At 68.5% G+C, this 11,088-nt stretch carries 11 protein-coding genes; 6 read left to right on the top strand and 5 right to left on the bottom strand.

The annotated features are described in order from the left end of the window. From DQW85_RS34195 to DQW85_RS34205, 3 genes are all read left to right on the top strand, one after another. Window positions 1–822, top strand: an 822-nt coding sequence (locus tag DQW85_RS34195; RefSeq protein WP_113703896.1) for a S8 family serine peptidase, incomplete at its 5' end; no start/stop codon positions are given. Window positions 823–848: 26 nt separating this feature from the next. After that, window positions 849–1,253 (top strand): Zn-ribbon domain-containing OB-fold protein, encoded by a 405-nt coding sequence (locus DQW85_RS34200; RefSeq protein WP_113703897.1) that lies wholly within the window; start codon window positions 849–851, stop codon window positions 1,251–1,253. Beyond that, entirely contained in the window at window positions 1,235–2,434 is a 1,200-nt protein-coding gene (locus DQW85_RS34205; protein WP_275888281.1) for a lipid-transfer protein, read from the top strand. The genes DQW85_RS34200 and DQW85_RS34205 overlap by 19 nt, the downstream gene beginning before the upstream one ends. Window positions 2,435–2,567: 133 nt before the next feature. Here the strand turns inward: DQW85_RS34205 and DQW85_RS34210 are convergent, their stop codons facing one another. The 5 genes from DQW85_RS34210 to DQW85_RS34230 form a co-directional block, all read right to left on the bottom strand. After that, window positions 2,568–3,584 carry an ABC transporter ATP-binding protein gene (locus DQW85_RS34210; RefSeq protein ID WP_113703898.1) on the bottom strand — a complete coding sequence of 339 codons (1,017 nt, stop codon included), beginning with the start codon at window positions 3,582–3,584 and terminating at the stop codon, window positions 2,568–2,570. Next, window positions 3,568–4,605, bottom strand: a complete 1,038-nt coding sequence (locus tag DQW85_RS34215) for an ABC transporter ATP-binding protein (protein WP_113703899.1) — start codon at window positions 4,603–4,605, stop codon at window positions 3,568–3,570. Before DQW85_RS34215 ends, DQW85_RS34210 begins: the two co-directional genes overlap by 17 nt. Window positions 4,606–4,617: 12 nt before the next feature. Further along, entirely contained in the window at window positions 4,618–5,586 is a 969-nt protein-coding gene (locus DQW85_RS34220) for an ABC transporter permease (protein WP_113703900.1), read from the bottom strand. Next, a complete protein-coding gene (locus tag DQW85_RS34225) occupies window positions 5,579–6,523 on the bottom strand; it encodes an ABC transporter permease (protein WP_113703901.1) in 945 nt (314 codons plus the stop codon). The genes DQW85_RS34220 and DQW85_RS34225 overlap by 8 nt, the downstream gene beginning before the upstream one ends. A 128-nt stretch (window positions 6,524–6,651) precedes the next feature. Then, a complete protein-coding gene (locus tag DQW85_RS34230) occupies window positions 6,652–8,289 on the bottom strand; it encodes a peptide ABC transporter substrate-binding protein (protein WP_113703902.1) in 1,638 nt (545 codons plus the stop codon). A 470-nt stretch (window positions 8,290–8,759) separates the two neighbouring features. Here DQW85_RS34230 and DQW85_RS34235 point away from each other — a divergent pair, with 470 nt between their 5' ends. From DQW85_RS34235 to DQW85_RS45025, 3 genes are all read left to right on the top strand, one after another. Further along, entirely contained in the window at window positions 8,760–9,680 is a 921-nt protein-coding gene (locus tag DQW85_RS34235) for an ABC transporter permease (RefSeq protein ID WP_113703903.1), read from the top strand. Continuing rightward, window positions 9,673–10,548: an ABC transporter ATP-binding protein gene (locus DQW85_RS34240; RefSeq protein WP_240197609.1), complete on the top strand. Its 876-nt coding sequence runs from the start codon at window positions 9,673–9,675 to the stop codon at window positions 10,546–10,548. The genes DQW85_RS34235 and DQW85_RS34240 overlap by 8 nt, the downstream gene beginning before the upstream one ends. A gap of 173 nt (window positions 10,549–10,721) precedes the next feature. Continuing rightward, window positions 10,722–10,877, top strand: a complete 156-nt coding sequence (locus tag DQW85_RS45025) for a hypothetical protein (protein WP_162795599.1) — start codon at window positions 10,722–10,724, stop codon at window positions 10,875–10,877. The last annotated feature ends 211 nt before the right edge of the window (window positions 10,878–11,088 follow it).

An 11,088-nucleotide genomic window follows, 5' to 3' on the forward strand; every position in this document is an offset into this window, starting at 1 on the left:
ACCACGGTCGGCGTCGTCGGCGTGGCCCCGGCCGCGCGCGTGCTGTCGGTGCGCGTCACGCTGGAGAACGGCGACCCGCTCCGCCGCGAACGGCAGCCGGGCCGGTCCGACGCGCTGGCCCGCGGCATCCGCTACGCCGCCGACCACGGCGCCGACGTGATCAGCATGTCCCTCGGCGGCGGCAGCGGCGCGTGGGAGGGCTCCGCGGCAGAGGAGGAGGCCGTGCAGTACGCGATCGGCCGCGGCGCCGTGCTGGTGGCCTCGTCGGGCAACGACGGCGACACCACGAACCGCAGGAACTTCCCGGCCGCCTACCCTGGCGTGATCGCCGTGGGCGCGGTCGACCGCCGGCTCAAAGTGGCCGCCTTCTCCAACCGCCAGGACTACGTCTCCGTGGTGGCCCCGGGCACCGCGATCGTCAGCGCCGACGGCACGGACTCGTACGTCGTGGGCGACGGCACCAGCTCGGCCGCCGCCATGGTGGCGGGCGTCGCCGCGCTGATCAAGGCGGTGCACCCGGATCTCTCGCCCTACCACGTCCGCTCGGCGATCGAGCGGGGCGCATGCAGGCGGCCCCGCGGCGGTTACAGCCGCTCGTACGGGCACGGGGTGGTCGACGCGCTGCGCGCGCTGCGCGAGGCGGAGCGGCTGGCGGGCTCGGCGGCGGCGCCGCTCGTCCCGCCCCCTGACCGATCCTGGCGGGAGCCTGCGGCGCAGCCGTTCTCCAGGGTGGCGGTGGTCCTGGCGCTGCTGCTGCTCCCTGCCGTGATGTCGGCTCGCGTGATCGTCAGGCACAGGCGGCGACGGCGGAGTACTGCCTAGCAAGCGCTTGTGTAATACTTCTGGCTATGACTCTGGCGATCGAGGGCTGGTTCGTCATCGAGGAGGGCGGCACCCACCTGATCGGCACCAGGTGCGCCTCCTGCGGCACGGTCGCGTTCCCGCCGCGGAGCGGGTTCTGCCCGAACCCCGGCTGCGAAAGCGAGTCAGTGGAGGCGGCCAGGCTGTCGAGACGGGGCCGGATCTGGTCCTACACCAACGCCTGCTACCCGCCTCCCGAGCCGTTCGTCGCCGCCCGGCCGTACACGCCTGTCGTGCTCGCCGCCGTCGAGCTGGCCCGCGAGGGCATCGTGGTGCTCGGGCAGGTCAAGGGCCTCACGGTCGAGGAGCTGGAGGTGGGCATGGAGGTCGAGCTCACCCACGGGCCGCTCGCCGACGGGCCGCTGGTGTGGATGTGGGGGCCGGTCTCGTGAGCGTGGTGGTGCTGGGCGCGGGCATGCATCCGTGGGGCAAGTGGGGCAGACCGTTCACCGAGTACGGCGTGGCGGCGGCCCGAGAGGCGCTGAGCGATGCCGGGGTGGGCTGGGGCGACGTCCAGTACGTGGTGGGCGCCGCCACGATCAGGAACGGCTATCCCGGGTTCGTCGCCGGCGCGACCTACGCCCGCGCCCTGGGATGGTCGGGGGCCCGCATCGCGTCCTGCTACGCCGCCTGCGCCTCCGGGGCTCAGGCGATCGACATCGCGCGCACCCGGATCCTGGCCGGGCTCTGCGACGTGGCGCTGGTGGTCGGCGCGGACTCCACGCCGAAGGGCTTCTTCAAGCCGGTCGGCGGCGAGCGGCCCGACGATCCGGACTGGCTGCGGTTCCGGCTGCTCGGCGCCACCAACCCGGCCTACTTCGGGCTCTACGCGCGCCGGCGGATGGCCCTTCACGGTTCGACCCCCGAGGACTTCGCCGCCGTCAAGGTCAAGAACGCGCTGGCCGGATCCCTCAACCCAATGGCCCGCTACCGCGGGACCGTCACCGCCGAGGAGGTCCTGGCCTCGCCGATGGTGGCCGAACCGCTGCGGCTCATGGACATCTGCGCCACCTCCGACGGCGGCGCCGCGCTCGTGCTGGCGTCCTCCGCGTACGCCCGGCGCCGCGGCGCCACGGACGCGGTGCGCCTGGCCGCCGTGTCCACCGTGACGCCGACGTTCCCGAGCACCGTGCTGGAGCTGCCCGAGTTCGCGACCGACTCGCGTGCCGCCGTGCCCGCGCCGGAGCGGCCCTTCCGCGCCGCCGTCGCGCACGCCGCGTACGAGGAGGCGGGGCTGGGCCCGAGGGAGGTGTCGTTCGCCGAGGTCTACGACCTGTCCACGGCGCTGGAGCTCGACTGGGTGGAGGACGTCGGGCTGTGCCCGCCGGGAGAGGCCGAGAAGCTCCTGCGCGCGGGCGACACCGCGCTGGGCGGGCGCGTGCCGGTGAACCCCTCCGGCGGGCTCGCCTCGTTCGGTGAGGCCATCCCCGCCCAGGCCATCGCCCAGGTGTGCGAGCTGACCCGCCAGCTGCAGGGTCGGGCGGGCGGGCGCCAGGTCGAGGGCGCGCGGGTGGGGCTGGCGGTCAACCAGGGCCTGTTCGGCCACGGCTCCGCCGTCATCGCCACACGCTGACGGCCGCCACCGGATCCAGCCCGGGGCCGGCAAGCAGGCGCACGCGAAGGGCCACCCGAAGGCCCCCGCGGTGGATCCGCGGGAACCTCCGAGCGGCCCTGCTCAGTAGAGCCAACCCAGGGCCGACCCAGAGCTAACCCGCGTGCACCACGTCGTGGGTCTCGGCGAAGTGGCAGGCGCTCTCGTGCCGTGTGCCCGGCCGGATCTCCAGCAGCGGCTCCTGCTCGGCGCAGATCTCCTGCGCCTTCCAGCAGCGGGTGCGGAAGCGGCAGCCCGAGGGCGGGTTGGCGGGCGACGGCGGGTCGCCCTGCAGGATGATCCGCTCGCGCTGCTCCCGCCCCTCGGGGTCGGGGACCGGCACGGCCGACAGCAGAGCCTGCGTGTACGGGTGGGCGGGCTTGTCGTAGATCTCGACGTCCCTGCCCAGCTCGACGATCTTGCCCAGGTACATCACCGCGACCCGGTCGGAGATGTGGCGCACCACCGACAGGTCGTGGGCGATGAAGATGTACGCCAGGCCGAACTCGTTCTGCAGCCGCTCCAGCAGGTTGATGACCTGCGCCTGGATCGACACGTCGAGCGCCGAGACCGGCTCGTCGCAGACGATGATCTCAGGCTGGAGCGCCAGGCCGCGGGCGATGCCGATGCGCTGGCGCTGACCGCCGGAGAACTGGTGCGGGTAGCGGTTGATGTGGTCGGGGTTGAGGCCCACGACCTCCAGCAGCTCCTGCACCTTGCGTCCGCGGTCGCCCTTGGGGGCCACCTCGGTGTGGATGTCGTACGGCTCGCCGATGATGTCGCCGACGGTCATCCGGGGGTTCAGCGAGGTGTAGGGGTCCTGCATCACCATCTGGATGTTGCGGCGCATCCGTTTGAGCTCGGCCCCCTTGGCGCGCGCCATGTCGCGGCCGTTGATCACCACTGATCCGGAGGTGGGCCGCTCCAGCGCCATGAGCAGCTTGGCCAGCGTCGACTTGCCGCAGCCCGACTCGCCCACGATGCCCAGCGTCTCGCCCCTGTCGAGGTCGAAGGAGACGCCGTCCACCGCCTTGATCGCGCCGATCTGCTTCTTGAACAGGATGCCCTGGGTCAGGGGGAAGTGCTTGACCAGATCGCGGACCTCGAGGATGCGCTCACCCTTGGTCGCCATCGAGGACCTCCCTCCAGTAGTGACAGGCACTGCCGCGCCTGGCATTGATCTCGTAGAGCGGGGGGCTGTCGGTCACGCAGTTGTCCTGCCGGTACGGGCACCTGGGGTGGAACGCGCACCCGGTCGGCATGTCGAGCAGGTTGGGCGGCAGGCCCTTGATGGCGTACAGGTCCTGGCCCTTGAGGTCGACCCGGGGGATCGACTCCAGCAGGCCCTTCGTGTACGGGTGGGCGGGCGACTGGTAGATGTCGTGCACGGGGGCGTTCTCGACGATGCGCCCGCCGTACATGACCGAGATCTTGTCGGCGACGTCGGCCACGACGCCGAGGTCGTGCGTGATCAGGATCATGCCCATGTTGCTCTCGCGCTGCAGCTCCGCGAGCAGCTCCATGATCTGGGCCTGCACCGTCACGTCCAGGGCGGTGGTCGGCTCGTCGGCGATCAGCACCTCGGGGTCCAGCGCGATCGACATGGCGATCATGATGCGCTGCCGCATGCCCCCGGAGAACTGGTGCGGATAGTCGTTGACGCGCTGCTTGGCGGCGGGGATGCGCACCCGGTCCATCAGCTCGACCGCCTTGGCCGTGGCGTCGCGCCTGGACATGCCGCGGTGGATCCGGAACATCTCGCTGATCTGCCAGCCCACGGTGAACACCGGGTTGAGCGCCGAGAGCGCGTCCTGGAAGATCATCGCGATGCGCTGGCCGCGCACCTGCGTGCGAGCCTCGTCCGACAGCTTGAGCAGGTCGGTGCCGCGGAAGCGGATCTCCCCCTTGGGGATGCGCGCGGGCGGCACGTCGAGAATGCCCATGATCGCCTGCGCGGTCACGGACTTCCCGGAACCCGACTCGCCCAGCACCGCGAGGGTCTCCCCGGGGCGCAGCGAGTAGCTCACCCCGTTGACGGCCCGCACGACGCCCGCCCTGGTGGCGAACTCGACGTGCAGGTTGTCCACGGCCAGCAACGGCTCGTCGCCCAGCCCTCCCTCGGCGGGCAACGTGTCCAGCGATGTCTTTCTCATCTGTCCCCCCTCCTACCTGAGCTTCGGGTCGATCGCATCGCGTACGGCGTCGCCCATCATGATGAACGCCAGCACGGTGATGCTCAGGAACACCGCCGGGAACACCAGCGGCAGCGGCGCCTCCAGGAACCTGTTGCGGGCATCGGCGATCATGAGGCCCCAGGAGATGTCCGGCGGCTGCACGCCGACCCCGAGGAAGGACAGCGCGGCCTCGGCCGCGATGAACCCGCCCAGGTTGATGGTGGCGACGACGATCACCGGAGCGAGCGCGTTCGGCAGCAGGTGCCTGAACATGATCCTGCTCTGGCTCGCTCCCAGCGCCCGCGCCGCGACGACGAAGTCCTGGTTCCTCGCGGTGATCACCGCGGCCCGCATGATGCGGAACGTCATCGGCCAGGACAGCACCGACAACGCCATGACCACGATCCAGATGCCCAGGTCCTGACCTCGGAACGTGGCCGTGATCAGCAGCGCGCCCAGGATCATGGGGATCGCGAAGAAGACCTCGGTGACGCGCGAGGTGAGGGTGTCGACCATGCCGCCGCGGGTGCCCGCGATGAGGCCGAGCAGGCCGCCCACGACCATGGTGAGGATCGTGGTGGTGACGCCGATCAGGATCGAGTTCTTCGCGCCGTAAATGGTCCTGGCGTACACGTCGCAACCCTGGTTGTCGCGCCCGAAGATGTGGCCCGGGCTGGGCCCCTGGCGGGCGGTGGAGAGCTCGCACGTCCTGGCGTCCAGCGGGTTGATGTCCGTGAACAGCGACGGCCAGAACGACATGACCAGCAGGATCGCGATGAGCACGATCGAGACGATGAACATCGGCCTGCGCCGCAGGTCGTGCCAGGCGTCGCTCCACAGGCTCGCCGGCTTGCCCTCCTTCTTCCGGCGGCGCCTGCCCGGAGAGGGAGCCGTCACTACCTGGTCGGTGGTCAGCGTCTCGGAGTACACAGGTCCGGCCTGTGGGGTTTCACTACTCATAGCGGATCCTCGGGTCGAGCACTGCGTACATCAGGTCGACGACCAGGTTGGCCACAATGTAGACCAGCACGAGGATGGTCACGATGCCTACGACGACGGGTTGCTCACGTAGGTAGACGCCGGTGTAGAGCTGGAAGCCGATGCCCGGCAGGTTGAAGATCGTCTCGGTGATCACGGCGCCGCCCATCAGGCTGCCGAGGTCGGCGCCGAGATAGGTCACCATCGGGATCAGCGCGTTGCGCAGCCCGTGCCGGCCGATGACCCTGCGTCTGGACAGGCCCTTCGCGGTCGCCGTGCGGATGTAGTCGGATCTCAGCGTCTCCACCAGGCTCGTGCGGGTGAGCCGGGTGAGGTACGCGATCGACACGCCCGCCAGCACGAAACCGGGCAGCAGGTACGACTTCAGGCCCTGCGTGGCGCCCGAGATCGGGAAGAACTCGGTGCCCGTGACCCGCTTGAGCCACACGCCCAGCCACAGCTGCAGCACGAAGCCGCTGACCAGCGTGGGGATGGAGATGAGCAGCAGCGTCGAGGCCAGGATCGCCGTGTCGGTGGCCCGCCCGCGGCGCAGCGCCGCCCACAGTCCGAGGAGGACGCCGATGATCGCCTCCATGGTGAGGGCGACCAGGGCCAGATTGAGCGTCACCTGCAGCTTGCCGGCCAGCAACTGGGTGACGGGAACGCCGGCGAAGGTCTTGCCGAAATCTCCGTGGAAGACTATGCCGCTGATGTAGTACCAATACTGCACCAGCAACGGATCATCGAGGTGATACTGCTCCCGGATGATCGCGACGATGTTGGGGTCCTGTCGCTTGTCACCGGCCAGCGCCGCGACGGGGTCACCGGGCAGCGCGAAGACGGTGGCGAAGATGAAGAAGGTGGCGCCCAGCAGCACTGGACCTGCCTGAATCAGGCGCCGGATGATGTAACGGCCCATTCATTTCTCCCGTACATGCCAGAAGGCAGTGCCCGGGACCCAAAAGCGCGAAACGGCCCAGGCGACTGCCTTCCCGGCGGCTCTCGAGGGGCGGGCGCGACGGCGGGCGCCCACCCCCGGGAACAACGTCAGGCCTTCTCGACGTCGGCCCACTCAACCTGGTTGAGAAGGTTGATCTTGACGTTCTTGACCTTGGTGGAGGACCCGGAGTTGTTCCGGTAGAAGTACACCGGGATGTACGGGAGGTCCTTGATCAGGATGTCGTCCGCCTGCTGGTAGAACTTCAGCCCCTCCTCGGCGGTCGGCGCCTGGTCACCCTTGGCGACCGTCGCGTCGAACTGCGGGTTGGTGTAGCCCGCGTAGTTGGAGCCGGTCTTGATCGCGCCGGTCGAGAAGATCGGCGTCAGGTAGTTCTCGGCGGACGGGTAGTCGATCGCCCAGCCCATCCGGAACATGCCCTTGTACTTCTTCTGGTCCAGGTCGTCAAGGATGCTCGCGAACTTCTCGAACGGCTTGACGGTGACCTCGACCCCGAGGTTCGCCCGGAGGTTGTTGGCGACGGCCTCGATCCACTCCTTGTGCCCACCGTCGGCGTTGTAGCCCAGCTCCAGGGTCTTGGGGCCGTTGGCCGCGGCGTACTGCTCCTTGGCCTTGCCGGGGTTGTACGAGCAGGCCGTGCAGGCGCCCTGGCGGTAGCCCGCGATGGCCGGGTTGATGAAGTCGTCGGCAGGCGCGCGGGTGCCGGAGAAGACCGTCTCGGCGATCGTCTTCCGGTCGATGGCCATCGAGATGGCCTCGCGCATCTTGACGTCCTTGTACTGGTCGTTGTACTTCAGCGGGAAGCCGATGTAGCCGATGCCGGCGTCGGGCTGGTCCTCATAGCGGTCCCCGAGCGCGGTCTTGGCGCTGGCGATCGCCGAAGCGGGCAGCGAGTCGTGGATGTCGATGTTGTCGGCCTGGAGGTCGTTGTAGGCCGTCTCAGAGCTGTTGTAGAGCTTGAACTGGAGCTTGGTCCAGCCGCTCGGCTTCTTGCCGGGGTACTTGTCGTACACCGTCAGGTCGATGCTCTGGTCGGTGCCCTTCTTGTAGGGCTTGTCCAACTTGAACAGGCCCTGGCCGATCGGCTTCTCGCCGTACTCGTTCGTCACCTTGCCGTCGGCGCCGAAGGCGGCCTTGGGCAGCGGGTAGAACGCGGTGTAGCCCAGCATGGTCTTGAACTGGGAGAACGGCGCGGTCAACGTCACCTGGAGGGTGGAGTTGTCGACGGCCTTGAGGCCCTTCATCTGCGTGGTCGCGGGCTTCTTGCCCTCGCCCGGGTTGAGGTCGGCGTAACCGTCGATCCGGCCGAAGAAGTAGCCGGCGCCCTGCGCGTTCTCCTGGTTGGCGGCGAAGTTCCACGCGTCGACGTAGTTCTGCGCGATCAAGGGCTCGCCGTTGTGCCAGGTGTAGCCCGACTTGATCTTGATCGTCCAGACCTTGTTGTCGTCGCTCTTGATGGAGTCGGCGGCCGCCTCGACGGCCTGCTTGTTCTCGTCGTAGTTGACCAGCGGCTCGAAGATCGCGGCGAGCGCCTCAGCACCCTCGGACTCGGTGGTGTTCGATGGGACCAGCAGGTTCTGGGGCTCGCCGAGCTCCATGCGGACCGGCGTGTCGGCACTTGTTCCGGAGTTGCCGGTCGAGGTGCCGCTGCCGCCGCCACACGCGGCTACCGCGACGGCCAGCAGCGCGGTACCGGCGACGATCTGTGCGCCCTTAGTAACACGCATGGTAAGAGTGTTCCTCCCTCTACAGTGAGCCTTAAGCGCCGAGCCGGGATGATCGCGAACAGCCTGACGGGGGCTCTCGTAATGCCCCCGGGTTTGGCTGACGTGGTCAAGCCAGCCGACGCCCTGCCAGTCGATCGCGACTATCCCTCACTACTTGCCACCAGCGAGTCTCTGGCGCGTTGCAGTTCGGTCACACGTATGACTATCCACCGTCACAGACATATGCCACAGAACGCCCATAGCTCCCATAGCCGTCATAGGGCACACGAGTGGACGTGGACAGTCGAGCAAAAGTACCTCTTGCCGAATCGTGCTCGCGCCCTTCCCAGCCACGCACCGGGCCGCTGGGCTACGGTTGTGCGAGTCTTGGCGGCGCCTTGGAACCGGGCGCTCCAGGACGCCGTCCAACAGACTGTCGCGCCACCCCGTGACAGGCACCCCAACGACCCGGATCCAATAGAGTCCTAGCCATGAGTCAGCCGGAATCCGCTGTCGCGGACGCCCAGGCGGGCGGCCGAAGCGGGCAGGAGCCGCTGGCCAAGCTCGCCGCGAGATACGGGCTTCGCCGCGCCATCGCACGGCCGCGGTTCCCCGCGTACGTGCGCCAGCTATGGGAACGACGGCACTTCATCCTGACCTACGCGACGTCACGCAACGTCTCGAAATACTCCAACTCGGCCCTCGGCCAGCTGTGGCAGGTCCTGACCCCGCTGCTCAACGCCGCCATCTACTACGTGATGTTCGGCCTCATCCTCGGGGGCCGGGGCAATATCGACAACTATCCCGCGTTCCTGCTGATCGGGATGTTCGTCTTCACCTACACGCAGCGCACGGTCACCGCGGGCGCCAAGTCCATCTCCGGCAACCTGTCACTCATCCGCGCCCTCCACTTCCCGCGCGCCTCGCTGCCGCTCGCCTACACGATCCAGGAGCTGCAGCAGCTGGCCATCTCCATGGGCGTGCTGCTGGTCATCGTGATCTTCACCGGAGAGCCGATCACGTTGTTCTGGCTGATGATGCCGCTCGTGCTGCTGCTGCAGACGATGTTCAACATCGGCGCCGGGCTGGTGATGGCCCGCCTCGGCTCCTCGATGCGCGACCTCAACCAGCTGCTGCCGTTCATCACCCGCACCTGGCTCTACGCCTCGGGTGTCTTCTTCTCGATCCAGGAGAAGGTCGTCGGCACCGCCAAGCTGCCCCAGTGGGTCGCCGACACGATGTACTACGCGAACCCGGCCGCCTCCTACATCGAGTTCATGCGCGACATCCTCATCAGCGCCCACAACCCGCCCGGGTCGGTGTGGATATCCTGCGTATTCTGGGCAGTGTTCGCACTCGGCTTCGGCTTCTGGTACTTCTGGCGTGCCGAGGAGAGGTACGGGCGTGGCTGAACTGACCGAGGAGCTGTCACTGGTGAAGGGCGAGCAGCCCGCCGTCCCCGGAAAGGACGGCAAGGACGGAGCGCACCCCCAGCCGGTGGCGCCCGCGGGCAAGCCTCCCTTCGACGTCCCCACGGGCACCCCGACCGTCGTCGTCGACGATCTCCACATCGTCTACCGCGTCTACGGCGCCGCCTCCGACGCCGAGAAGGGCAACGCGGTCAACGCCCTCACGCGCATACTCAGGCGCCAGGGCCGGCCCCAGATGAAGGAGGTCCACGCCGTCAGGGGCGTCTCCTTCGTGGCCTACCACGGCGACGCCATCGGCATCGTGGGCCGCAACGGCTCCGGCAAGTCGACTCTGCTGCGCGCCATCGCGGGCCTGCTGCCTCCGCACGCGGGCGCCGTCTACACCGACGGGCAGCCCTCGCTCCTCGGCGTCAACGCCGCGCTCATGCGCGAGCTCACCGGCGAGCGCAACATCGTTCTCGGCTGCTACGCCATGGGCATGACCCCCGCCGAGGTCCGGGAGAAATACCAGGAGATCGTCGACTTCTCCGGCATCGATGAGTTCGTCCAGTTGCCGATGTCCACCTACTCCTCCGGCATGGGCGCCCGCCTGCGCTTCGCCATCTCCTCGGCCAAGACCCACGACGTCCTGCTCATCGACGAGGCCCTGGCCACCGGCGACCGCGAGTTCCGCAAGAAGAGCGAGCAGCGCATCCGCCAGATCCGCGAGGAGGCCGGCACGGTGTTCCTCGTCGCCCACGACCTCAGGGTCATCGAGGAGACCTGCAACCGGGTCATCTGGCTGCACAAGGGCAAGATCAAGATGGACGGCGACCCCAAGGAAGTCCTCGCCGCCTACAACAAGGGCTGACCAGCCCCGCCTTCATCGGCCGCCCTCCGGGGCGGTCGTTTTTCGTGTCGAGGCACATTCCGTGTTGACCACCACAGCGACACGAGAGGCGATTGCCTGACATCGTGGCGGCTGTTCCGATATGATTCGAACGTTGTTTCGATCCGGTAGTGATGGAGTGGAGTGGGGGCGCGATGGGAGAGCTTTCGGCCGCGATCGACCACCTGGCCATCGAAGACGTGTCACAGATTCCCCGAGGCGAGCTGGTAGAGCAGCTCCTCGAGCTGCACTGGCAGATGGCCAGGCTGCAGGCGCAGATCGCCCGCCGCACCGGCGTCCGCCTCCCCTGACCCACCACTGTCCCCACCCACTGTCCCCACCCACTGTCCCCACCCACTGTCCCCACCCACTGTCCCCGCCTCCGTCCCCTCCCCCGGACACGCGGATGCCGCCGGTCCCTGAGGTGACAGAGAACCGGCGGCAGGATGCGCCCCGTGCCGCGCCGCCGCCCTGCAGTGACGGCGCGGCCCACGAGCGCGGCCCGGGTGGCGGCCCGGGCCT

The sequence above is a fragment of the Nonomuraea lactucae genome, assembly GCF_003313395.1.
Taxonomy (GTDB): Bacteria; Actinomycetota; Actinomycetes; order Streptosporangiales; family Streptosporangiaceae; genus Nonomuraea; species Nonomuraea lactucae.